Source organism: Isoptericola chiayiensis (assembly GCF_013149805.1).
In the GTDB taxonomy this organism is placed as follows: Bacteria; Actinomycetota; Actinomycetes; order Actinomycetales; family Cellulomonadaceae; genus Isoptericola; species Isoptericola chiayiensis.
In genome coordinates this window covers 565,265-587,430 of the sequence record NZ_JABEZT010000002.1, presented here as the reverse complement: position 1 = coordinate 587,430, position 22,166 = coordinate 565,265, and the positions used below count along the sequence as shown (strand labels likewise).

At 73.9% G+C, this 22,166-nt stretch carries 20 protein-coding genes and 1 other RNA gene; 15 read left to right on the top strand and 6 right to left on the bottom strand.

All coding sequences use genetic code 11. The annotated features are described in order from the left end of the window. Nucleotides 1-50 precede the first annotated feature (50 nt). Genes HDG68_RS05805 through HDG68_RS05775 form a run of 7 tightly spaced genes read left to right on the top strand, consistent with a single transcriptional unit; the run spans nt 51 to nt 8,203 of the window. A complete protein-coding gene (locus HDG68_RS05805; RefSeq protein ID WP_172150128.1) occupies nt 51-878 on the top strand; it encodes an ABC transporter ATP-binding protein in 828 nt (275 codons plus the stop codon). Between the two features lie 46 nt (nt 879-924). Then, on the top strand, nt 925-1,929 hold the full coding sequence (locus tag HDG68_RS05800) for an ABC transporter substrate-binding protein (RefSeq protein WP_172150126.1): 1,005 nt from the start codon (nt 925-927) through the stop codon (nt 1,927-1,929). A 4-nt stretch (nt 1,930-1,933) separates the two neighbouring features. After that, nucleotides 1,934-4,051 (top strand): iron ABC transporter permease, encoded by a 2,118-nt coding sequence (locus HDG68_RS05795; protein ID WP_172150124.1) that lies wholly within the window; start codon nt 1,934-1,936, stop codon nt 4,049-4,051. Nucleotides 4,052-4,084: 33 nt separating this feature from the next. After that, entirely contained in the window at nt 4,085-5,851 is a 1,767-nt protein-coding gene (locus HDG68_RS05790; RefSeq protein ID WP_172150122.1) for a bifunctional 3'-5' exonuclease/DNA polymerase, read from the top strand. 22 nt (nt 5,852-5,873) lie between these two features. Continuing rightward, nucleotides 5,874-6,743, top strand: coding sequence for a Nif3-like dinuclear metal center hexameric protein (locus tag HDG68_RS05785; RefSeq protein WP_172150120.1), 870 nt, complete (start codon nt 5,874-5,876; stop codon nt 6,741-6,743). A 36-nt stretch (nt 6,744-6,779) separates the two neighbouring features. Beyond that, a complete protein-coding gene (locus HDG68_RS05780) occupies nt 6,780-7,520 on the top strand; it encodes a zinc ribbon domain-containing protein (protein ID WP_172150118.1) in 741 nt (246 codons plus the stop codon). Beyond that, complete coding sequence (locus tag HDG68_RS05775; RefSeq protein WP_172150116.1) at nt 7,520-8,203, top strand: histidine phosphatase family protein; 684 nt, start codon at nt 7,520-7,522, stop codon at nt 8,201-8,203. The genes HDG68_RS05780 and HDG68_RS05775 overlap by 1 nt, the downstream gene beginning before the upstream one ends. A gap of 27 nt (nt 8,204-8,230) precedes the next feature. Here the strand turns inward: HDG68_RS05775 and HDG68_RS05770 are convergent, their stop codons facing one another. Beyond that, nucleotides 8,231-9,064: a peroxide stress protein YaaA gene (locus HDG68_RS05770; protein ID WP_172150114.1), complete on the bottom strand. Its 834-nt coding sequence runs from the start codon at nt 9,062-9,064 to the stop codon at nt 8,231-8,233. Between the two features lie 56 nt (nt 9,065-9,120). On the opposite strand from HDG68_RS05770, the gene rnpB reads away from it, so the two are divergent. From rnpB to HDG68_RS05755, 3 genes are all read left to right on the top strand, one after another. Next, nucleotides 9,121-9,522, top strand: an RNA gene (gene rnpB / locus HDG68_RS05765) — RNase P RNA component class A. A gap of 56 nt (nt 9,523-9,578) precedes the next feature. Continuing rightward, nucleotides 9,579-10,175 carry a GNAT family N-acetyltransferase gene (locus HDG68_RS05760; RefSeq protein ID WP_172150112.1) on the top strand — a complete coding sequence of 199 codons (597 nt, stop codon included), beginning with the start codon at nt 9,579-9,581 and terminating at the stop codon, nt 10,173-10,175. A 173-nt stretch (nt 10,176-10,348) separates the two neighbouring features. Beyond that, nucleotides 10,349-10,672, top strand: coding sequence for an STAS domain-containing protein (locus HDG68_RS05755; protein WP_172150110.1), 324 nt, complete (start codon nt 10,349-10,351; stop codon nt 10,670-10,672). Nucleotides 10,673-10,765: 93 nt separating this feature from the next. On the opposite strand, the gene ppgK is transcribed toward HDG68_RS05755, so the two are convergent. Next, complete coding sequence (ppgK, locus tag HDG68_RS05750; RefSeq protein WP_172150108.1) at nt 10,766-11,530, bottom strand: polyphosphate--glucose phosphotransferase; 765 nt, start codon at nt 11,528-11,530, stop codon at nt 10,766-10,768. Nucleotides 11,531-11,558: 28 nt separating this feature from the next. On the opposite strand from ppgK, the gene HDG68_RS05745 reads away from it, so the two are divergent. After that, the gene (locus tag HDG68_RS05745; protein WP_172150106.1) at nt 11,559-11,756 is read left to right on the top strand and encodes an SPOR domain-containing protein; all 198 of its coding nucleotides are present in this window, start codon (nt 11,559-11,561) and stop codon (nt 11,754-11,756) included. Nucleotides 11,757-11,797: 41 nt separating this feature from the next. On the opposite strand, the gene panB is transcribed toward HDG68_RS05745, so the two are convergent. Beyond that, a complete protein-coding gene (gene panB, locus HDG68_RS05740) occupies nt 11,798-12,700 on the bottom strand; it encodes a 3-methyl-2-oxobutanoate hydroxymethyltransferase (protein WP_172150104.1) in 903 nt (300 codons plus the stop codon). Between the two features lie 108 nt (nt 12,701-12,808). On the opposite strand from panB, the gene HDG68_RS05735 reads away from it, so the two are divergent. The 4 genes from HDG68_RS05735 (at nt 12,809) to HDG68_RS05720 (ending at nt 19,141) form a co-directional block, all read left to right on the top strand. Then, the gene (locus HDG68_RS05735) at nt 12,809-14,146 is read left to right on the top strand and encodes a glutamine synthetase family protein (RefSeq protein WP_172150102.1); all 1,338 of its coding nucleotides are present in this window, start codon (nt 12,809-12,811) and stop codon (nt 14,144-14,146) included. Nucleotides 14,147-14,195: 49 nt separating this feature from the next. Then, nucleotides 14,196-17,342 carry a bifunctional [glutamine synthetase] adenylyltransferase/[glutamine synthetase]-adenylyl-L-tyrosine phosphorylase gene (locus HDG68_RS05730; protein ID WP_172150100.1) on the top strand — a complete coding sequence of 1,049 codons (3,147 nt, stop codon included), beginning with the start codon at nt 14,196-14,198 and terminating at the stop codon, nt 17,340-17,342. 10 nt (nt 17,343-17,352) lie between these two features. Then, nucleotides 17,353-18,342, top strand: coding sequence for a DUF808 domain-containing protein (locus HDG68_RS05725; protein WP_172150098.1), 990 nt, complete (start codon nt 17,353-17,355; stop codon nt 18,340-18,342). A 94-nt stretch (nt 18,343-18,436) separates the two neighbouring features. Next, on the top strand, nt 18,437-19,141 hold the full coding sequence (locus tag HDG68_RS05720; RefSeq protein ID WP_172150096.1) for a haloacid dehalogenase type II: 705 nt from the start codon (nt 18,437-18,439) through the stop codon (nt 19,139-19,141). On the opposite strand, the gene HDG68_RS05715 is transcribed toward HDG68_RS05720, so the two are convergent. The 3 genes from HDG68_RS05715 to glnA form a co-directional block, all read right to left on the bottom strand. After that, nucleotides 19,130-19,924: a DUF429 domain-containing protein gene (locus HDG68_RS05715; protein ID WP_216648004.1), complete on the bottom strand. Its 795-nt coding sequence runs from the start codon at nt 19,922-19,924 to the stop codon at nt 19,130-19,132. The two genes, HDG68_RS05720 and HDG68_RS05715, sit on opposite strands and share 12 nt — an antisense overlap. After that, nucleotides 19,921-20,256: a YciI family protein gene (locus tag HDG68_RS05710; RefSeq protein ID WP_172150094.1), complete on the bottom strand. Its 336-nt coding sequence runs from the start codon at nt 20,254-20,256 to the stop codon at nt 19,921-19,923. The genes HDG68_RS05715 and HDG68_RS05710 overlap by 4 nt, the downstream gene beginning before the upstream one ends. A 365-nt stretch (nt 20,257-20,621) precedes the next feature. Continuing rightward, nucleotides 20,622-22,046, bottom strand: coding sequence for a type I glutamate--ammonia ligase (glnA, locus tag HDG68_RS05705; protein WP_172150092.1), 1,425 nt, complete (start codon nt 22,044-22,046; stop codon nt 20,622-20,624). Nucleotides 22,047-22,166: the final 120 nt, after the last annotated feature.

The window sequence follows — 22,166 nt, the reverse complement described above, 5'->3', positions numbered from 1 at the left end:
GCTTGCCTCACTTAGGCCAGGCTTACCAACTATCGAGGGGCGTCGTCATCATGACCGGCACCGCACCGTGGCTCCGTGCCGAGGGTGTGTCCATCAGCTACGGACGTGACGACGTCGTCCGCTCCGCCGCGCTGGAGCTGCGACCCGGGCAGGTGACCGCCCTGGTGGGGCCCAACGGGTCCGGCAAGTCCACGCTGCTGCGTGGCGTCGCCCGCCTGCAGCCGGTGCGCGCCGGGGAGGTCGCCCTGCGCGACGGACGACCCGCGGCTGCGCTGAGCACGCGCGAGTTCGCCCGCGAGGTGGCCATGCTGGTCCAGAGCCGCCCCACTCCCGCCGGCATCACCGTGCGCGACGCCGTCGAGTTCGGACGCCACCCGCACCGGTCGCGCTGGCGCGGCAGCGACCCCGACGGTCCCGAGCGGGTGGACCACGCGCTGCGGCTGACCCGGCTCGCCGAGCGCGCCGACGACATGCTGGACGAGCTCTCGGGAGGCCAGCTGCAGCGCGTCTGGATCGCCGGGGCGCTCGCCCAGGACACCGACGTGCTGCTGCTCGACGAACCCACCAACCATCTCGACCTGCGCTACCAGGTCGAGGTCCTCGAGCTGGTCCGCGAGCTCGCCGACGGCCACGGCATCGCCGTCGGCGCCGTCCTGCACGACCTGAACCACGCCGCCGCCCTGGCCGACCGCGTCGTCGTCCTCGAGGCCGGCCGCGTCGTCGCGGACGGCCCACCCGTCGAGGCGTTGCGCGGCGAGCTCCTCAGCCGCGTCTTCGAGATCGAGATCGTCGTCGACGCCGACGACGGCACCGGCGTGCCCCGAGTGCACGTGCCGCGGCAGCTGCTGCGGGACCGGGTCGCTGCGGCGGCCGTCTGAACGACACGCACCCGTCAGGGCTGCACCCACCAGAAGGAGAGATCACATGAGAACTGCGCGTGCCCTCGTGACCGCGCTCGCGGCCGGGCTGACGCTCGCCGCGTGCGGGACCACCGACGACGCCGTCACCGCCGAGGCAGAGCCGGAGGCCACCGAGTCCGCGGAGGTCCAGCCGGTCACGGTCACCGACGCGCGCGGTGAGGAGATCGTCCTGCCGGACGGCCCGGCCGAACGGGTGGTCGCCCTCGAGTGGAACCAGGCCGAGATGGTCGTCACGCTCGGCGTCGACCCCGTCGGGCTGTCCGACCCCGAGGGGTACAGCAGCTGGGTCGGCGAAGCCGCCCCGCTGCGCGAGGACCCCACCGACGTCGGCGTGCGCCGCGAGCCCAGCATCGAGACGATCGCCGAGCTCGAGCCCGACCTGATCATCGGCGCCGACGGCTCGGTCCCCGAGGAGGCCATGGAGCAGATGGAGCGCATCGCGCCGGTCATGGTCACCACCGGGGCCGACGCCGAGGACCCGCTGGGCACCATCCGCAGCGACCTCGAGACCATCGCCACGGTGCTCGGTGCGCAGGAGCGGGCCGAGCAGGTGCTGACCGAGCTCGACGAGACGCTGGCCACCAACGCCGACGCGATCGAGGCGGCCGGCCTCGCCGGGACGCCCGTGGTGCTCACCTCCCCGTACGCCGACGGCGCCAACCTGACGATCCGCATGCACGGCCCGCGCACCGCCGTGCAGGCGGTCGCCGTCGAGATGGGCCTGGCCGCCGCCTGGGAGGACCCGGGCGACGACGGGTTCGGCCTGTCCTACCTCGATCTCGAGGGCCTCACCCAGCTGCCCGACGACACGCGGTTCCTCTACTGGGGCAACGACGGCGACCCCGAGGACGTCGTCGAGGCTGAGCTGGCCGGCAACCCGCTGTGGGAGGAGCTGCCCTTCGTCGAGGCGGGCCACGTCCACCGCGCGGCCGTCGGGATCTGGGCCTACGGCGGCCCGGCGTCGATGATGGCGTGGAGCGACGACCTCGTCGCCGTCCTGGGGGCCTGAGGCCATGCACGACGGCGGCGCCACCGGCACGCTCGAACGCACCCCGCCGCACCCGGGGCCGGCGTCCCTCCCGGCACGCCGCGCGTCCGGGGGAGCCGGCCTGGCCCTCGCGGTCGGGGTCGTCCTGGCGTGGCTGGTCGGCGCCGTCGTCGTCCACCTGACCCAGGGCACCGCCGACCTGACGGTGGCCGACCTGTGGGCCGTCGTCACTGGAGCCGGTACCGGCGAGGGCGCCGCCGTCGTCGCCGAGTCGCGCGTGCCGCGTCTCGTGGCCGCCCTCGTCGTGGGTTCGGCGCTCGGCGCCTCGGGCGCCACCATGCAGGGCGTCGCGCGCAACCCGCTCGCCTCGCCCGACACCACCGCGGTCAACGCCGGCGCCTACCTGGCGCTGACCGTCGTGGCCGTCAGCGGGGTCTCGCTGGGCGTCTTCTCCGGTGCGGCCGTCGCGTTCGTCGGCGGGCTCCTCGCCGCGCTCACCGTCGTGGCGATCTCCTCCGGCGCCGGTGTCTCGGCGATCCGCCTGGTGCTGGCCGGGTCCGCGCTCACCCTCGGGCTGTCCGCGATCACCTCGGTCCTCCTGCTGCTGTTCCCGTGGCAGACCCAGGGCCTCTTCGCCTGGGGCGCCGGGTCGCTCGCCCAGAACGGGTCCGAAGCCGTTCGTCAGCTCGCCCCGCTTGTCGTGGTCGGCCTCGCCCTGCTGATGCTCCTCGGTCGCCGGCTCGACCTGCTCCAGCTCGGCGACGACGCCGCCCGCTCCCTCGGCGTCGCCGTCGGCCGGACGCGCCTGGGGCTCGTGGCGATCGCGGTGCTCCTGGCCACGACGGCGGTCAGCATCGCCGGACCGATCGGGTTCGTCGGCCTGTGCGCCCCCGTCCTGGTGCGGATGCTCGCCCGCCGCGCCCCGGCGCTGCGCCGCCACCGGGTCCTCGTCCCGGTCAGCGCCGTCGCCGGCGTGGCGCTGGTGCTGTCCGCCGACGTCTTCGCGCGCGCCGCGTTCGGCGCCGTCTCCGGGGTCACGCTCCCCACCGGCGTCATCACCTCGCTGCTCGGGGCGGCGTTCCTCGTGGTCCTCGCCCAGCGCGCCCGGACCGGCATGACCGGCGACGCCCTGGCCGGGATGCGGGGTGCCACGCGCCGCCGGACCGTCTCCGTCGCCGTCCTCGTCGTGGCCCTGGTCGCGCTCGGAGGCGCGCTGGTGGCCGGGGTGCTGGTCGGGGACAGCCTGGTGCTGCTGGGCGACGTCGCCCACTGGCTGCAGGGCGTGGCCTCCGTGCGCATCGACGTCGTCCTGAGCACCCGGGTGCCCCGCGTGCTGGCCGCGCTGCTGGCGGGCATGGCGCTCGCGCTCGCCGGCGTCCTCGTGCAGGGCGTCACCCGGAACCCGCTCGCCGACCCGGGCGTGCTCGGCATCTCCGCCGCCGCCGGTCTCGGCGCCGTCACCACGATCGTCGTGCTGCCGTCCGTCTCGTTCCTGCAGACGCTGGCCGGCGCTCTCGCGGGCGCGGCGGTGGCCGCGCTGGTCATCTTCACCCTCGGCACCCGCGGCCGCGCCGACCAGGGCCGGATGGTCCTGGTCGGGGTGGGCACCGGCGCCGCCGCCGGAGCCCTGACGACGCTGCTGCTGGTGCGCACGGACCCGTGGAACCAGAACGCCGCGATCACCTGGCTGGGCGGCTCCACCTACGGTGCGTCCTTCGGTCAGCTCGTCCCGCTGGCGCTCGTGCTCCTCGCGGCCGCCGTCGTGCTCGTCCCGCTGCACCGCGACCTCGACCTGCTGCAGTGGGACGAGGACACCCCGCACGTGCTCGGCGTCGACGTGCCCCGCGTGCGACGCACCGTCCTGGCGCTGGCCGTCCTGCTCACCGCCGCCGCGACGGCGAGCGTCGGCGTCATCGCGTTCGTGGGGCTCGTGGCACCCCACGCCGCCCGCCTGCTCGTCGGCAAGCGCCACGCCCTGCTCCTGCCGCTGGCGGTCGTGCTCGGCGGTCTCCTCGTCGTCTGCGCCGACCTGGTCGGTCGGGTGGCGCTCGCCCCCGCGCAGATCCCGGCCGGGCTGATGTGCGCCGTCATCGGCACCCCCTACTTCGTCTGGCTGCTCTGGAGGATGCGGGCGCGCGCCTGACCGGGTGTCGGCGCCGCACGGCAGGATGGCGTCGTGCATGTCCTCCTCGCCCGCCTGCCCGGGAGCCGGGTCCGGCTCCGCCCGTCCGACGGCGGCCCGACGGCGGCCCCCGACCCGGCGGCGACGCAGGACGTCGAGGCCGTCGGGGCCACCGCCGTCGTGCGCCGCCTCGAGGACGCCCGGCACCCACGATGGACGTGGGACGACACCGACGCGTGGTACCCCGGGCTCCTCGCCGACGGCGTGCGCCTCGACCGCGCCCACGACCTGCGCCTCGCCCACCGCGTGCTGCGCACGTCCGCGTTCACCCGTGCCACGGAGCTCGCCACCGCACCGCCCGGATCGTGGGACGCCCTCGAACCGGTCGCCGCACGCGACCCCCGGGCCGAACCACGAGGCCGGCAGCACGAGTCCCTGTTCGACCTGGACGACGTCCCGGCCGGCTCGCCGAGCCCGCCCGGCTCGCCCGACCCGGCGCCCGACGACCTCGACCCGGCGGCCGAGCTCGCCGCTCAGCAGGCCGCCGTCGCCGGCTCCACCGCCCCCGGCCGCCTGCGCCTGCTGCTGGCCGCCGAGTCCGCCGGGGCGCTCGCGGCCGCCGAGATGCACCACGCCGGCCTGCCGTGGCGGGCCGACGTCCACGACGCGATCCTGACCGACGCCCTGGGCCCGCGGCCCGCGGAGGGACGCCGTCCCGACCGGCTCGAGGCGCTCGCCGACCGTATCCGCGTCGCGCTGGACGCCCCGGCGTCGCTCAACCCCGACTCCCACCCGGACCTCCTGCGCGCCATGGAGTACGCGGGCGTCGGCGCGCGGAGCCTGCGCAAGGGGGAGCTCGAGCGGCTCGACCACCCCGTCGTCGCACCGCTGCTGGAGTACAAGAGCCTGCACCGGCTCTGGACGGCGAACGGCTGGCACTGGCTCGACCAGTGGGTCCGCGACGGACGGTTCCGCACCGACTACGTGGTGTCCGGAGTCGTGACCGGGCGCTGGTCCTCCACGGGCGGGGGAGCGCTGCAGCTGCCGAAGGGGGTGCGCGACGCGGTCCGGGCCGACCCCGGCTGGACGCTCGTCGTCGCCGACGCCGCCCAGCTCGAACCGCGGGTGCTGGCCGCGATGGCCGGTGACGAGCCGATGGCGGCGGCAGGGCGCGACGGCGACCTGTACGCGGGCATCGTCGCCACCGGTGCGGTGGCCTCGCGCGAGCACGCCAAGGTCGGGATGCTCGGCGCGCTGTACGGCGGGACCACCGGTGTCAGCGGTCAGGTGCTGCCGCGGCTGCGGCGCACGTTCCCGCGGGCGATGGGGCTGGTCGAGGACGCCGCCGTCACCGGCGAGCGCGGGGGAGTGGTGACGACGTGGCTCGGCCGCTCCTCCCCGCCGCCCGGCCAGGCGTGGGACGCCGCCCAGTCCGGGGCGCTCGGCGACGGCGCGGCGCCGGACGCCGCGACGCTGGCGCGGTCCTCGGCGCGGGCCTGGGGGCGCTTCACCCGCAACTTCGTGGTCCAGGGCACCGCCGCCGAGTGGGCGCTGTGCTGGATCGCCGCCGTGCGCCGTCGGCTCTGGGCGCTCGACGACGGCGCCGCGGGACGTGCCCCCGAACCCTTCACGACACGGGCCCACCTGGTGTTCTTCGTGCACGACGAGCTGGTGATCCACGCCCCGGCCGAGCTCGCGGACGCCGTCGCGCGAGAGGTGCGCGAGGCCGCGGCGGAGGCCGGTCGCCTGCTGTTCGGCGACTTCCCCGTGGACTTCCCCCTGACGGTCGCGGCGGTCGACGCCTACGCCGACGCCAAGTGACCCGGCGACTAGGGTCGGGACCATGACCGCACCACCCACGCTGGCCGACGTCGTCTCCGTCCTGGAAGGTCTCTACCCGCCGTCCACGGCCGAGGGGTGGGACGCGGTCGGGCTCGTCGCGGGCGACCCGTACCGGCCGGTACGCCGGGTGCTGCTCGCCGTCGACCCCGTGGCCGCCGTCGTCGACGAGGCCGTCGACTGGGAGGCCGACCTCGTCGTCACCCACCACCCGCTGTTCCTGCGCGGCGTGCACTCCGTGGCGGCCACGACCTTCAAGGGTGCCGTGGTGCACCGGCTCCTGGCCGCCGGCGCCGGCCTCTACGTGGCGCACACCAACGCCGACTCCGCCCCCCGCGGCGTGGCCGACGCGCTCGCGGACCTCGTGGGGCTGACCGACCGCCGTCCGCTCGTCGCGCACGTCGACGACGCCGAGCGGGGCCTGGGCCGCGTGGGCCGGCTCGAGCACCCGACGACGCTGCGCGAGTTCGCCGAGCACGTCGCGGCCGTGCTGCCGGCCACGGCCCAGGGAGTGCGGGTCGCGGGTGACCCGGACGCCGAGGTGACCCGGGTCGCGGTGCTCGGCGGGTCGGGCGACTCCCTGTTCGACGCCGTGCGCGCGGCGGGCGCCGACGCCTACCTCACCGCCGACCTGCGGCACCACCCTGCCTCCGAGCTGCGCGAGCGGGCCGCCTTCGAGGCGGCCGACCCCGCCCCGGGCGAGGCGGGCACCCCGTTCCTGGTGGACGTGGCCCACTTCGCCTCCGAGTGGCCCTGGCTGGCGTACGCCGCCGCGGACCTGGCCGCCGCGTTCGAAGAGGGTACGGTGACCACCAGGGTGAGCACCCTGGTGACCGACCCGTGGAGCGACCGGATCGCGAGCCCCGGGCACTGACCCGTCATCTGAAGAGCCGCACGAGAGGACCCACCCATGGCCACCGCACCCCCTGAGGACCAGCGCCGCCTGCTCGAGGTCCAGGCTCTCGACACCCGCCTGCAGCAGCTCGCCCACCAGCGACGCAACCACCCCTCCCTGGCCACGGTCGTCGAGCTGGAGTCGCGGATGGCCGACCTGCACGGCTCGCTCGTCGACTCGCGCACCGCCGTCGCCGACCTGGAACGCGAGGTCACCAAGGCGGAGACCGACGTCGAGCAGGTGCGCACCCGCGCCGAGCGCGACCAGCAGCGCCTGGACTCCGGGTCGCTGGGCGCCAAGGACGCGCAGGCCGTCGTCAGCGAGCTGGAGTCGCTGGCCCGCCGCCAGGGCGTCCTCGAGGAGACGCAGCTGGAGATCATGGAGCGCCTCGAGGCCCACCAGACGTCGCTCGGCGAGGTCGAGGCGGCCTACGGCGAGCTGCGGGCCGCCAAGGAGAAAGCCGAGTCGGAGCGCGACGCCGCCTTCGCCGAGATCGACGCGGCGCGTCGCGAGGTGGACGAGCAGCGAGCAGCCGCCGCGGACGGGCTCGACGCGTCGCTGGTCACGCTGTACGACCGGCTGCGCAGCCAGCTCGGTGGCCTGGGTGCCGCCGCGCTGCGGGGCAACCGGTGCGAGGGCTGCCGCCTCGAGCTCAACCCCGGCGACCTCGCCACGGCCCGGGGTGCGGCACCGGACCAGGTCGTGCGGTGCGAGGAGTGCGGGCGCATCCTCGTGCGCGACGCCGACGCGGCCTGATGGCCCGGCCCGCCTCGGGCGCGCTCGCGCGGTACGACGGCGCGGTGCCCGCCACGCTCGTCCTCGTCCGACACGGCGTGACGCCCCTGACCGAGGTCGGTGCGCTGTCGGGCGGGGACGTGCTCGGCCCGTCCCTGACGACCGTCGGCCGACGGCAGGCCGCGCAGGCCGCGGACGCCGTCTTCCGGCTCGGCACGGAGCGCTGGGCCGACCTCGCCCGCCCGGAGACGCTGGTGGCCTCGCCGATGGTCCGGGCCCAGGAGACGGCGGCGGCGATCGGGCGCCGGCTGGGCGCACCCGTCGGCACCGACGACCGGCTCGCCGAGGTGCGGTTCGGCGCCTGGGAGTCGCTGACCCCGGTCGAGGTCGAGGCGTCCTGGCCCGGCGACCTGGCCAAGTGGGTCACCAGCGGCACCTTCGCCCCGCCGGAGGGGGAGTCGTACGCCGACCTGGGCGACCGGGTCGGCCCGGCGGTCGACGAGCTCGCGGCCGGGTCCGTGGGACGCACCACCGTGGTGGTGGCCCACGCCGCCGTGATCCGCAGCGTCGTCGGGCGAGCGCTCGACGCGCCGCCGTCCGCGTGGGGACGTGTGCGCGTGCCACCGTGCTCGCTGTCGATCGTGCGGATCTGGCCGGACGGCGACCGCGAGGTCACCGCCGTCGGGCACCCTGCCGCGGACTGACCGGGCCGGTGGCCCGGCGCGGCCGGGTCAGGAGATGACGAGCTCGAGCGTGCGCGGGCCGCGACGGGTCGCCGGGTCGTCCAGGACGGCCTCGACCATCCGGTAGCTCAGCCCGGTCCCGACCTCGGTGCCGATCACCTGGCCGTCGAGCTCGCGCGCGGCATCGAGCAGCTCGTCCGCCGAGGACGGCGGCGACCCGGCGCGGCGCAGCAGGTGGCCGGTGAGCACACCACGGGTGTGCTTGGCGTTGTGCGAGACCGCGGTGCGCACCCCGTCGGTCTCGCGCACGACGCGCACCGCCACCCAGTCCGCGGCCAGGTCACCGGTGGTCGCGGGCTTCCAGGCGGACACGTAGGCGGCTGAGCGGCAGTCGACGACGACGTCCCCGGCGGCGCGCTGGGCGAGCGCGGCGTCCAGGTGCGGCCGCCACGCGGTGGCCAGACCTCCGACGCCCGGCAGGGTCACGCCCATGGACAACCGGTAGGCGGGGATGCGGTCCGCCGGCGCGACGACGCCCCAGAGCCCGGAGAAGATGCGCACGTCCGCGGCCGCCCGCGCCGCGGCGTCGCCGTCAAGGTCGCCGAGCCCCGCGGCCGCGTAGAGCACGCCGGTGTAGACGTCGGTCGCCGGTGCGGTCGGCGCGGTGCGCAGCGTCGTGTTGCGGGCGACCTCGTCGGCCAGGCTCGCGCCCACCTTGAGGGCCGTGGTGGCGTCGTCACGGGCGCTGACCGCCGCCAGGGCGTCCAGGACGGTCTCGCGGTGCGCGGTGAGCTCCGCTGCCGTGAGGGCCGTCAGGTCGACGGGAGCGCCGTCGTCGGGCGCCGGGGTCTTGCCCTCGGAGGGCGGCAGGCAGATCAGCACCCCGACACCCTACGGGCGCCGAGGACCTCCGCGGACCGGTATCCTTTCCGGGCGGACGAGTCGGTCGGACGGTCGCGTCGGCGGTGCCTCGTGCACCGTCGCCGAGGAACGTCCGGGCTCCGAAGGGCGAGGTGGTGGCTAACGGCCACCCGGGGCGACCCGCGGGAAAGTGCCACAGAGAACAGACCGCCCGCGTGCCTCGGCACGCGGGTAAGGGTGAAACGGTGGTGTAAGAGACCACCAGCGTGCCCGGTGACGGGCACGGCTCGGTAAACCCCACCTGGAGCAAGGTCGGACAGACTGTGTCGGAGGGCGGCCCGCCCGATTCTCCGAGGAGAAGCGCAGTCGGGTAGACCGCTGGAGCCCTGCGGCGACGCAGGGCCTAGATGGATGACCGTCGCCCGCGCAGGGGTGACCCGGCGCGGGAACAGAACCCGGCGTACAGACCGGCTCGTCCGCACACCCACCCCCGGCACCCCGTGCCGCGCGTGGTCGGTGGCGCTACGTTGCTGCCATGGAAGCCCTGGTGTTCCGCGCGGCCAACGAGGTCCCGTTCGACGACCTCCAGGACGTCCTCGGCACGTCCCAGGCGGGGCGCTGCCAGTGCCAGCGACAGGTCCTCGGCGACCGCGAGTGGTGGGACATGCCGGTCGAGGAGCGCCGGCTGCGGCTGGCCGAGCAGACGGGCGCCGGCGACCCGGACGCACCGGTGACCAGCGGCGTCGTCGCGTACGACGGGGAGCTGCCGATCGGCTGGGTGGCGGTCGCGCCGCGTCCCACCTACCGGCGGTACCACGGCCGCAGCCCCGTCGCGTGGCGCGGTCGGCACGAGGACCGCGAGGACGACGGCGTGTGGCTCGTCGCCTGCTTCGTCGTGCGGGCGGGACACCGCGGCCAGGGTGTCGTGCACGAGCTGGCGGTCGCCGCCGTGGAGTTCGCGAGGTCGCGCGGGGCGCGGGCGGTGGAGGGGTACCCGATCGTCGCCCGCGACGGCGGCGAGGTGATCTGGGACGAGGCCAGCGTCGGCACGCCCCAGGTGTTCGCCTCGGCGGGGATGACCGAGGTCTCGGCACCGACGACGCGGCGGCGCGTCATGCGGGTCGAGTGCTGACCTGCGCCGCAGCGACTTTGTGAATTTCTGGTCAAGGAATCCCCTCGAAAGGGGCTTCCGTCGTGCGCGTCCTCGGTGTACGTTGTCCGCATCGTGACGACGAGGTCACGTGTCCTGGACCTGGCGCCGTGAGGGGTCAGGTCCGTCGGGACCCCAGGGACGAAGGTGTGACAGTGACACTCACCAGCCAGGTGCGCGCCGGAGGCATCGCCCTCAGCGAGGGACCTCGGGCGACCATGGTGACCCTGTGGGGCGAGATCGACATCGCCCTGCGCAACGAGGCCTCGGCTGCTCTGGCCGGGGCGTTCCAGCGGGACCTGCCCGTGGTGGTCGACGCGTCCCGGGTGACGTTCATCGACTCCGCCGGCGTGGCGTTCCTCGTCCAGCTCTGCCGCATCGGGCGGGACGAAGGCATGCAGGTCTCGTTGCACGACCCGCCGGAGGCCGTCCGCACGATGCTCCGGACCCTCGAGCTGGACCCGTTCGTGGCGGGCTGATCGCCGCGCACCACGGCGCCGGGCACCGAGGGTGCCCGGCGCCGTCGTGCGTCCGGGTTCGCGTGCGTCCGGCGGGAGCGTCGGAGTGTCGACTCAGTGCGGGCGCGCGGCGAGCGAGGCCGCGCCGACGATGCCGGCCCGGTTGCGCAGCGTCGCCGGGATGATCTCGGCGCGCAGGTCCAGCAGCGGCAGGAACTTCTGGTGGTGCTTGGACACGCCGCCGCCGACGACGATCAGGTCGGGGGACAGCAGCATCTCGACGGTCTCGAAGTACCGCTGGAGGCGCTTGGCCCACTTCTCCCAGGACAGGTCGTCGCGGTCGCGGGCTGACTCGGCGGCGCGGGACTCGGCGTCGTGCCCGTCGATCTCCAGGTGTCCGAGCTCCGTGTTGGGCACGAGCACGCCGTCGACGAGCAGCGCCGAACCGATGCCGGTTCCCAGCGTCACCACGAGGACGACGCCGTCACGCCCCTGGGCCGCGCCGTAGCGGTCCTCGCCGACACCCGCCGCGTCGGCGTCGTTCACGGCCGTGACGGAGCGCCCCGTGGCCTCCTGGAGGAGCGCCGGCAGGTCGGCGCCCTTCCACGACTTGTGCAGGTTCGCGATGAACCGCACGACGCCGTGGTCCAGCGGTGCGGGGAACGCGACGCCCACCGGGGCGTCGTCGGGCAGGTCGAACCCGTCGACCAGCTCGGCCACCACGTCGGTCACCGCCTCCGGTGTGGACTTGTGCGGGGTGGGGATGCGCTGCCGTTCCGCGGCGAACTCCCCGGTGGTCAGGTCCACGGGAGCGCCCTTGATGCCGGAACCGCCGATGTCGATGCCCAGGGCCAGCTCCGGCCCGCTCTGCTCAGCCATGGGTCCCATCTTGAGGCAAGATCGCCTCATGAGCGACAAAAGCAGCGGCGGGAGCTTCTGGTTCAACACCCGGACCGGCCAGGTCGAGGAGTCGGGCGAGAAGTCCTCGTGGACGCACCTGATGGGCCCCTACCCGACGCGCGAGGCCGCCGAGCACGCGTTGGACACCGCGGAGCGCCGCAACGACGACTGGGAGTCCGAGGACGAGGACTGGCGCAAGGGCTGAACCCGGCGCCTATGCCCGGCACCGGGCGTGGGGGCAGGGCGTCAGGCGTCGAAGGCGTGCTCGGCGGCCGGGAAGCCGCCGGTACGCACGTCGGCGGCGAAGTCGGCCGCCGCCTGGCGCAGCGCCGCCCCGAGCTCGGCGTAGCGCCGGGCGAACCGCGGCGACCAGTCCGTCATCCCGGCCATGTCCGTCCACACGAGCACCTGACCGTCCGCCGCGGTGCCCGCCCCGATGCCGATGGTGGGGATCGCGAGGAACTCCGTGATCCGCGCCGTCAGGTCGGCCGGGACCATCTCCAGCACGACGGCGCAGGCGCCGGCCTCCTGGACGGCCAGCGCGTCTTGGCTGAGGTCTTCGGCGGCGTCGTCGCCGCGACCCTGCACGCGCGGTCCGCCCAGCGCGTTCTCCGACTGCGGGGTGTAGCCGAGGTGGCCCACCACGGGGATGCCGGCCCGGGTGATGGCGCGGATCTGGTCGGCGCTGCGACGCCCGCCCTCGAGCTTGACCGCCGAGGCGCCGGTCTCCTTCATGACGCGCACGGCCGAGGCGAGCGCCTGCTCGGCACCGGCCTCGTAGCTGCCGAACGGCAGGTCGACGACGACGAACGCGCGCTGCACGCCCGAGGACACCGCCCGGCCGGCGCGGACCATGTCGTCCAGCGTGACCGGCAGGGTCGTGGCGTGTCCGAGCATCGTGTTGCCGATCGAGTCGCCCACCAGGAGGGTGTCGATGCCGGCGGCGTCGAAGAGTGCCGCGGTGGGCGCGTCGTACGCCGTGAGCATCGTGATCTTCTCGCCGCGCTCCTTCGCGCGCTGCAGGTGGTGGACGCGGACCCGGCGCGCTCCCCGCGCGATGTCCGGCGCGCTCTGCGAGGATGCGGTGACCGATGTCACAGCGGCGTGGGGTGCGTCCTGAGGTGAGGGGTTGTGGCCCGTTGCTGCCATGGTCGATAGCGTAGGCGACGGCCACCGGGACCGTTGTCTCAGGTCGGCCGCCCGCCCCCGGGCGCGGCATGTCACCCACGGTTCACACGTAACGGGCAGGATGAGGTCATGGACAGGCAGCAGGAGTTCGTGCTTCGCACGGTCGAGGAGCGCGACATCCGCTTCATCCGACTCTGGTTCACCGACGTGCTCGGGGTGCTCAAGTCCGTCGCGGTCGCCCCGGCCGAGCTCGAGCAGGCCTTCATCGAGGGCATCGGGTTCGACGGCAGCGCGATCGAGGGCCTGACCCGGGTCTACGAGGCGGACATGATCGCCAAGCCGGACCCCACCACGTTCCAGGTGCTGCCCTGGCGCGGCGAGCGGCACGGCACGGGCCGGATGTTCTGCGACCTGCTCACCCCAGAGGGGGAGCCGTCGCGCGCCGACTCGCGCAACGTGCTCAAGCGCACGCTGGCCAAGGCCGGCGACAAGGGCTTCACCTTCTACACCCACCCCGAGGTGGAGTTCTACCTGTTCAACCAGATGGCCTCCGCGGACGGCCCGCTGGTGCCCGTCGACGAGGGCGGCTACTTCGACCACCTGGCCCGCGGCAGCACGCACGACTTCCGTCGCGCGGCCATCTCGATGCTGGAGTCCATGGGCATCTCCGTGGAGTTCTCCCACCACGAGGCAGGCCCCGGGCAGAACGAGATCGACCTGCGCTACGCCGACGCGCTGACCACCGCGGACAACCTCATGACGTTCCGGACGGTCGTCAAGGAGGTGGCCCTGGAGCAGGGCGTCTTCGCTTCCTTCATGCCCAAGCCGTTCGCGGACCAGCCGGGCTCCGGGATGCACACGCACATGTCCCTCTTCGAGGAGGACCGCAACGCCTTCCACGAGCCGGGCGCGCAGTTCGAGCTGTCCAAGACCGGCCGCCAGTTCATCGCCGGTCTGCTGGTCCACGCGGGCGAGATCACCGCGGTGACCAACCAGCACGTCAACTCCTACAAGCGGCTGTGGGGCGGCGCCGAGGCGCCCAGCTACATCTGCTGGGGGCACAACAACCGGTCCGCGCTCGTGCGGGTGCCGATGTACAAGCCCGGCAAGGGCAACTCCTCGCGCATCGAGTACCGCGCGCTGGACTCCGCGACGAACCCGTACCTGGCGTTCGCCGTCCTACTGGCCGCCGGCCTCAAGGGCATCGAGGAGGGCTACGAGCTGCCCGACGCGACCGAGGACGACGTGTGGGAGCTCACCGGCGCCGAGCGCCGCGCGCTCGGCATCGCGCCGCTGCCCGAGTCCCTGGACGAGGCCATCGAGCTGATGGAGTCCTCCGAGCTCGTCGCCGAGACCCTCGGCGAGCACGTCTTCGACTACGTGCTGCGCAACAAGCGCAACGAGTGGGACGCCTACCGCGCGCAGGTCACCCCCTACGAGCTCAAGACGTCGCTGCAGTTCCTCTGACGGTGCGGACCGCGGTCTGCCGGGCAGGCCGGCCCGATAGGGTCGGCACGTGAGCTCGACCACCTCCGGGACCGGCAGACCGCAGACCACCACCCGTCGGCTGCTCCGTGCGGGCTTCGCGGACCTGACCAGGTCCGCGGGCCTGTGGGACGACGCCGAGCTGCAACGGAGGCTGCCCGGCGACACCGAGGCCGCCGACGTCGTCCTGCGGGCCCTCGGAGCCACCGCCGACCCGGACCACGCGCTGCTCCAGCTCGTCCGACTGGCTGCCGTCCCCGCGGCCGAGAGCGCTCTGGAGCGGCTGCTGGCCGCGTCGGACGGCACGCCCGACGCCGCCGTGCGCGACCGTCTCCTCGCCGTCCTCGGTGCGTCCTCGGCCCTCGGGGACGAGATCGTGCGCCGCCCCGAGCTGCTGGACCTCCTCGGGGAGCCCGACCGCGGCATCGGCGTCGACCCGGCCGACGTCCGCGCCGAGCTGCTGCGGTCCGTCGGCGCCGACCCCGAGGACCCGGAGCCCGTCGCCGCCGAGGACCCGCCCCCCGGGCAGGACGGGACACCCGCCTGGCCGGACACCGAGGCCCCCACGGCGACCGACGCCCTGCGCCGGGCCTACCGCGGGCGGCTGCTGCGCATCGCCGCGACGGACCTGACCACCGCCGACCCCACGACGGCCCTGCCCGAGGTGTCCGCGGCGCTCGCCGACCTGGCCGCCGCCGCCGTCGAGGCGGCGCTCGCCGTGGCCCGCTCCCAGCTCCCCGACCACGGCGCCGGAGCGCGCCTGGCCGTGATCGGGATGGGCAAGACCGGCGGCCGGGAGCTCAACTACGTCTCCGACGTCGACGTCGTGTACGTCTGCGAGCCGGCCACGGGCGAGGACGGCGAACCCCTGGTCGACGAGCCGACGGCCATGCGCATCGGCACCCAGCTCGCCACCCGCCTGCAGAAGGTGTGCGGCGGGACTTCGCTGGAACCGGCCCTGTGGGAGGTGGACGCCGCCCTGCGACCCGAGGGCAAGCAGGGACCGCTGGTGCGCTCCCTGGCCAGCCATGTGGCGTACTACGAGCGCTGGGCCCAGACCTGGGAGTTCCAGGCGCTGCTCAAGGCGCGCCCGATCGCCGGCGACGTCGAGCTCGGCGCCGCCTACCGCGAGGCGGTCGACCCGTTCGTGTGGGCCGCCGCCAACCGCGACCACTTCGTCGAGGACGCCCAGGCGATGCGGCGGCGGGTCGAGGCGCACGTCCCGGGCGCCGAGGCCGACCGGCAGATCAAGCTCGGCAAGGGCGGGCTGCGCGACGTCGAGTTCACCGTCCAGCTCCTGCAGCTCGTGCACGGGCGCACGGACGAGTCGATCCACTCCGCGAACACGCTGCGCGCCCTGGACGCCCTCGCCGCCGGCGGGTACGTGGGCCGTGAGCACGCCCGCCGCATGGCGGACTGCTACCGGCTGCTGCGGTCCCTCGAGCACCGCGTCCAGCTCTACCGGCTCAAGCGCACCCACCTGCTGCCCACGGACGACGACGACCTGCGCCGCCTCGCCCGGTCGCTCGGGATGCGCGGGCAGGGCGCCGACGAGCTGCGCAAGCGGTGGCGGGTCACACGCCGGGAGGTCCGGGCGCTGCACGAGGCGGTCTTCTACCGACCGCTGCTGCCCGCCTGGGCCCAGCTGTCCGAGGACGAGCTGTCCCTGGCCCCGGACGCCGCCCGGGCGCGCTTCGCCGCCATCGGCTACCGCGACCCCGACGGCGCCATGCGGCACGTCGTCGCGCTCACCGAGGGCACCTCGCGCCGCGCCAAGCTGCAGCGCCAGCTCCTGCCCGTCATGCTCGGCTGGTTCGCCGAGGGCGCCGATCCCGACGCCGGCCTGCTCGCCTTCCGCAAGCTGTCCGAGAACCTCGGCGCCACCCCCTGGTACCTGCGGCTCCTGCGCGACTCCGGCAACGCCGCGTACCACCTCGCCCAGCTGCTGTCCTCGTCGCGCTACCTCGCCGACGCCCTGTCCCGGTCGCCCGAGTCCGTGCAGTGGCTCGCCGACACCACCCGCCTGCAGCCGCGCGGGCCGCAGCGGCTCGCCGAGGAGGCCGACGCGGTCCTGACCCGGTCCGACGAGCCCGGCCCGGCCGCCACCAAGCTGCGGGCCCTGCGGCGCCGCGAGCTCGCCCGCACCGGTGCCGGCGAGGTCCTCGACGTCCTCGACCCTGTGCAGGCCCAGGCCGCCATCTCCGACGCCGCGGACATGGTGCTCGTCGGAGGGCTGCGGGTCGCCGAGTACGCCGCCCGCGCCGAGCTGGGCCTCGGCCCCGAGCCGGCCGCCAACCCCACGCGGATGCTCGTCGTGGCGATGGGCCGGCTCGGCGGCCGCGAAATGGGCTACGGGTCCGACGCCGACGTCATGTTCGCCCACGACCCGTTGCCCGGCGCCGACCCCCAGCGGGCCCAGGAGTTCGCCCTGCTCGTCGCACGGACCCTGCAGAAGATGCTCTCCGCCGTCGGACCGGAGCCACCGCTGCCCATCGACGCCGACCTTCGGCCCGAGGGCCGCCAAGGTCCTCTGGTGCGCACCGTGGACTCCTACGCCGAGTACTACGAGCGGTGGTCCAGCACGTGGGAGCAGCAGGCTCTGCTGCGGGCCCGCCCGGTCGCCGGGGCCGGCGCCGACGACCTCGCCGAACGGTTCGCCGCGATCATCGAGCCGCTGCGGTACCCGACCGGCGGCCTCGCCGAACCGAAGCTGCGCGAGGTGCGCCGCATCAAGGCCCGCGTGGAGGCCGAACGTCTCCCGCGGGGCACCGACCCCAGCCGGCACCTCAAGCTCGGCCGCGGCGGCGTGTCCGACGTCGAGTGGACCGTCCAGCTCCTGCAGCTCCAGCACGCCGACTCCACTCCCGGCCTGCGCACCACCGAGACGGTGGCAGCGCTCGCCGCTGCCGAGGAGGCCGAGCTCGTCGAACCCGAGGAGGCCGAGTGCCTGCGGGAGGCCTGGCTGCTCGCCTCCCGGCTGCGCTCGGCGCTGGTGCTGTGGTCCGGCAAGGTCGGCGGTCCGCGCGCGGACGTGCTGCCCGCCGACGCCTGGGCCCTGTCCGGCCTGGCACGCCTGCTCGGCGACGTCGGCACCGGGCAGGAGCTCGAGGAGCTCTACCTGCGCACCGCGCGCCGCGCGCGCACCGTGATGGAACGCTTCGTCTACGGCGAGGACTGAGGAGCCACCGATGAGCGCAGGACTGCTGGGACTGCTCGACGACGTCGCCGCGATCGCCAAGCTGGCGGCCGCCTCCCTGGACGACGTCGGAGCGGCAGCCGGGCGCGCGACGGCCAAGGCCGCGGGCGTGGTCGTGGACGACACGGCGGTGACCCCGCAGTACGTGCACGGCGTCGCGGCCGACCGCGAGCTGCCGATCGTCAAGAAGATCGCCGTCGGCTCGATCCGCAACAAGGTCCTGATCATCCTGCCGATCGCCCTCGTGCTCAGCGAGTGGCTGCCGTGGCTGCTCACTCCGATCCTCATGGTCGGCGGCACCTACCTGGCGTTCGAGGGCGCCGAGAAGATCTGGCGGCGCGTGCGCGGGCACACCGACCACGAGAAACCGGCCGCCGCCGTCGGCCCGGAGGCCGAGAGGACGCTGGTCTCCGGCGCGATCCGCACCGACCTCATCCTGTCCGCGGAGATCATGGTGATCGCCCTCGACGAGGTCGCCGACGAGGGCTTCTGGGCGCGCCTGGCGATCCTGCTCGTCGTCGCCGTGGTCATCACCGTCATCGTGTACGGCGTCGTGGCGCTGATCGTGAAGATGGACGACGTCGGTCTGGCCCTGGCGGGCCGGTCGTCCGCGGCCGCGCAACGGGTCGGACGTGCCCTGGTGACCGGCATGCCGAAGGTGCTGGCGATCATCTCCGTCGTGGGCACCGTGGCGATGCTGTGGGTCGGCGGGCACATCCTGCTCGTCGGCGTCGACGAGCTCGGCTGGCACGGGCTCTACGACCTGGTGCACCACGGCGAGGAGGCGATCGCCGCGGCGGTGCCCGGCGTCGGCGGATTCCTGGCCTGGTGCTTCAACACGCTCTGCTCGGCGCTGGTCGGTCTCGTGGTGGGCGCCGTCGTCGTCGCGGTCATGCACGTGCTGCCCTTCGGCCACGGCGACGACCCCCGGGACGCGAAGGATGCGGGTCCGGGCGTGCCGCAGCAGCCGGACCCGGCGTAGCTCTCTCCCGACAGGCAGTCCGGCCGGGCCCGCCATGGCCAGGCGGGGCCGGGCCCGGCTTGCCGGACCGGCCGCATCCCCTCAGGCTCGGGGGATGGAACCAGCTGCCGCCGCGCACGACGTCGTCCGCCCTCAGGTCGTCCTCCTCGACGTCAACGAGACGCTCTCGGACCTCGCGCCGATGGGCGAGGCCTTCGCCGACGTCGGTCTGGACGCCCGGGACGTCCCGGCGTGGTTCGCGGGCGTGCTGCGCGACGCCTTCGCCCTCACCGTCCTCGGGGATAACCCGTCGTTCGCCGACGTCGGCGCTGCGACGCTGCGGGTCCGGCTGGCCGCGGCGGGGGTGCCGGACCCCGCCGGCGGTGCCGAGCAGGTCATGGGCCGGTTCGCGAGCCTGGAACCGCATCCCGATGTCGTCCCCGGCCTGCGGGGCCTGACCGACGCCGGGTGCCGGATCGCGACGCTGAGCAACGGGTCCTCCGCCGTGGCGCGCGCCCTGCTCGACGGCACCGGCGCGGACGACGTCGTCGAGGCCTACCTGGACGTCGCCGACGCCGGCGCGTGGAAGCCCGACGCGCGGGCCTACCGGTCGGCCCTGGCCACGCTGTCCGTCGACGCAGGCCAGGCGATGCTCGTCGCCGTGCATCCTTGGGACATCGAGGGGGCACGGCGCGCCGGCCTGCGCACGGCCTGGATCAACCGCACCGGGGCGGACTACCCCGACCACCTCGGCCCGGCCGACGTCGAGGCGGCGTCGTTCGTCGAGCTCGCGGAGATGCTGGGGGCCTCACCGCGGTAACGGAGTGCCGTCGCGCGTCGGATCGGACGCGCCGAGGGGGAGGACGATCCATCCCTCGCGCGACGCCGTGTCGCGCAGGTCCTCGGGCACCGTCTCGCACCGGCCGTGGTGGGCGAGGCCGGCGACGACCGCGCACAGCACCGCGTCCAGGGCGTCGTCGGAGTCGCGGCAGGCCCGGTCGAACCCGACGAGATCGAGCCACGGGAAGGCGATTGCCAGCTGGTCGACGAGGTCCTCGCGCGTCGCGCGGTTCTCCGGGGCGTCGCCCTTGTACCCGCGGTGCGGCAGCTGCCAGATCTTCAGCGACGCGGCCGGGTACACCTCGAGGACCGGCCCACCACCGGCCCGGTCGACGACGGTCCCGGACCGGGTGAGCATCGCGAGAAGCGCCGCGCACCGCATCGCGGCGGCGCCGATCCGCTCGGCCGAGACGGCGAGCGGTCGGACGCCGGTGCGTTGCCAGACGTGCAGGTCGGTCGCCCGGTAGGTCAAGGGCCTGCGGGTCTCGGGGACCACCAGGTCGTGCCCGCCGGCGCGATGCGCGACGACGTATTCGACGAACGCGTCCGGCCAGCCGACGGGACAGTCGATCCCGGTCGTCGCGGCGCGGCGCACCACGTCGCACAGCGCGTCGTCGTCGTGCGCGCCCACGGCCAGCTCGACGACGGTGGCGTCCTCACCGCTCCAGGCGAGTGTCGCCACGCCGGTCTTGCGCGGGTCGGCCGAGAGGTCGATCCCGGCCGTCAGCACGGGAGTCGCCCCGATCGGTCGGTGGGCCCTCACATGCCGGGGACGGCCTGCGCCTCGTGCACCTCGATGGTGCAACCACCGGGCATCTGCAGGTGCGGGTGGTTGCGGGCGAGGTCCAGGGCGGCATCCATGTCGTCCGCCTCGAGGAGCGTGTAGCCGGCCACGTCCCGCACGCTCGGCAGCTCCCCGTCGGCGGTGACCTGGATCCCGCCGGCCAGCGGCGTGCCGAAGTCCACCATCGCCTCGCCGACTCCCTCGGCCCAGGCCATCCAGCGACCCATCACCTCCTGGGTCTGCTCGGGCGTCGGGGGAGCGGCGTTCTCCGGCGTCATCGGTGCGTGGTAGATGAAGAGGTAGCGAGTCATGACTCTTCTCCTTCGAAGAACGGCTGCCGCCGTACCGAGCTGTCGACGCCACCGTAGGCACGACCCGGCCCGCACGCACCGCCCCGCGCCCCTCACTCCGCGCGAGATACCGATCCGTCGCCCGGGAACCGGTCCCCGGCAGCGACGCACCGGTATCTCGGCGACCGACCGGTATCTCGCGGGAACGGGCAGGCCGTCGAGGCAGCACGAAGGCCCCGCCACTCGAAGGTGACGGGGCCAGCGTGCACATCCGGTACACATCAGAGCCGAGACCGGATCCTCGGTGCCCGTGGTCGGCAGGCGTCCGGCAGGCCTGGAATCTCGCCGACTCCAGCACCTACCACCGACAGCCGTGGACCAGCGGATCAGATGTCGTAGTAGAGCTCGAACTCGTGGGGGTGCGGGCGCAGACGGATCGGGTCGATCTCGTTCGCACGCTTGTAGTCGATCCACGTGGCGATGAGGTCCTCGGAGAAGACGTCACCCTGGGTGAGGAACTCGTGGTCGGCCTCGAGGTTGTTGATCGCACCCTCGAGCGAGCTCGGGACCTGGGCGATCTCCGCGTGCTCCTCCGGCGGGAGCTCGTAGAGGTCCTTGTCGACCGGGGCCGGCGGCTCGATGCGGTTCTTGATGCCGTCGATGCCGGCGAGCAGCATCGCGGAGAACGCGAGGTACGGGTTCGACGACGGGTCCGGCACGCGGAACTCGACGCGCTTGGCCTTCGGCGAGTTGCCGGTCACCGGGATGCGGATGCAGGCCGAGCGGTTACGGGCCGAGTAGACCAGGTTCACCGGGGCCTCGAAGCCGGGCACCAGGCGGTGGAACGAGTTCACCGACGGGTTGGTGAAGGCCAGCAGCGACGGGGCGTGCTTGAGCAGGCCGCCGATGTACCAGCGGGCCATGTCGGACAGGCCGCCGTAGCCCTTCTCGTCGTAGAACAGCGGCTCACCGTTCAGCCACAGCGACTGGTGCGAGTGCATGCCCGAGCCGTTGTCGCCGAAGATCGGCTTCGGCATGAAGGTGACCGACTTGCCGGCGTTGAAGCCGACGTTCTTGATGACGTACTTGAACTTCATCAGGTCGTCGGCGGCGTGCAGCAGGGTGTTGAACTTGTAGTTGACCTCCTGCTGGCCGGCGGTGCCCACCTCGTGGTGCGCGCGCTCGACGTCCAGGCCCACCTGGCCGAGCGTCGTGACCATCTCGTCGCGCAGGTCCGCGAAGCGGTCGCTCGGGGAGGTGGGGAAGTAGCCGCCCTTGTAGCGGGTCTTGTAGCCGAGATTCCCGCCCTCCTCCTCGCGGCCGGTGTTCCACGCGGCCTCGACGGAGTCGATCTCGTAGAAGCTGCGCTGCGAGTTCGTCTCGAACCGGGCGGAGTCGAAGATGTAGAACTCGGCCTCGGGAGCGAAGAACGCGGTGTCCGCCAGGCCGGTGGACGCGAGGTAGGCCTCGGCCTTGGCCGCGATGTTGCGCGGGTCGCGGGCGTAGGGCTCGTCCGTGAAGGGATCGACGATCGAGAAGTTCATCACGAGCGTCTTGCGCTTGCGGAACGGGTCGATGAAGGCCGTCTTCACGTCCGGGACGAGCTTCATGTCCGACTCGTGGATCGCCTGGAACCCGCGGATCGAGGAGCCGTCGAACATCAGACCCTCGGTGAAGGAGTCCTCGTCGAACTGCGCCACGGGGATGTTGAAGTGCTGCATGACGCCCGGCAGGTCGATGAACCGGACGTCGATGAACTCCACCCCCTCGTTGCGGGTGAAGGCGATTGCCTCCTCGGCATTGGTGAACATGCATGCTCCTCTTGATGGGGATGGTGCCAGGTGGGCTCAGCGACCTCGACGCTAGAGCCGCGGGGTTACCCTGCCATGGCGCCGATGTTTCAACCACGTTACACAACCGGCGTGGTGCAC

Coding starts and splice junctions, on each gene's coding strand:
- HDG68_RS05805 (WP_172150128.1), top strand. CDS start 51: ATGACCGGCACCGCACCGTGGCTCCGTGCCGAGGGTGTGTCCATCAGC.
- HDG68_RS05800 (WP_172150126.1), top strand. CDS start 925: ATGAGAACTGCGCGTGCCCTCGTGACCGCGCTCGCGGCCGGGCTGACG.
- HDG68_RS05795 (WP_172150124.1), top strand. CDS start 1,934: ATGCACGACGGCGGCGCCACCGGCACGCTCGAACGCACCCCGCCGCAC.
- HDG68_RS05785 (WP_172150120.1), top strand. CDS start 5,874: ATGACCGCACCACCCACGCTGGCCGACGTCGTCTCCGTCCTGGAAGGT.
- HDG68_RS05780 (WP_172150118.1), top strand. CDS start 6,780: ATGGCCACCGCACCCCCTGAGGACCAGCGCCGCCTGCTCGAGGTCCAG.
- HDG68_RS05775 (WP_172150116.1), top strand. CDS start 7,520: ATGGCCCGGCCCGCCTCGGGCGCGCTCGCGCGGTACGACGGCGCGGTG.
- HDG68_RS05760 (WP_172150112.1), top strand. CDS start 9,579: ATGGAAGCCCTGGTGTTCCGCGCGGCCAACGAGGTCCCGTTCGACGAC.
- ppgK (WP_172150108.1), bottom strand. CDS start 11,530: ATGGCTGAGCAGAGCGGGCCGGAGCTGGCCCTGGGCATCGACATCGGC.
- HDG68_RS05745 (WP_172150106.1), top strand. CDS start 11,559: ATGAGCGACAAAAGCAGCGGCGGGAGCTTCTGGTTCAACACCCGGACC.
- panB (WP_172150104.1), bottom strand. CDS start 12,700: ATGGCAGCAACGGGCCACAACCCCTCACCTCAGGACGCACCCCACGCC.
- HDG68_RS05735 (WP_172150102.1), top strand. CDS start 12,809: ATGGACAGGCAGCAGGAGTTCGTGCTTCGCACGGTCGAGGAGCGCGAC.
- HDG68_RS05725 (WP_172150098.1), top strand. CDS start 17,353: ATGAGCGCAGGACTGCTGGGACTGCTCGACGACGTCGCCGCGATCGCC.
- HDG68_RS05720 (WP_172150096.1), top strand. CDS start 18,437: ATGGAACCAGCTGCCGCCGCGCACGACGTCGTCCGCCCTCAGGTCGTC.
- HDG68_RS05710 (WP_172150094.1), bottom strand. CDS start 20,256: ATGACTCGCTACCTCTTCATCTACCACGCACCGATGACGCCGGAGAAC.
- glnA (WP_172150092.1), bottom strand. CDS start 22,046: ATGTTCACCAATGCCGAGGAGGCAATCGCCTTCACCCGCAACGAGGGG.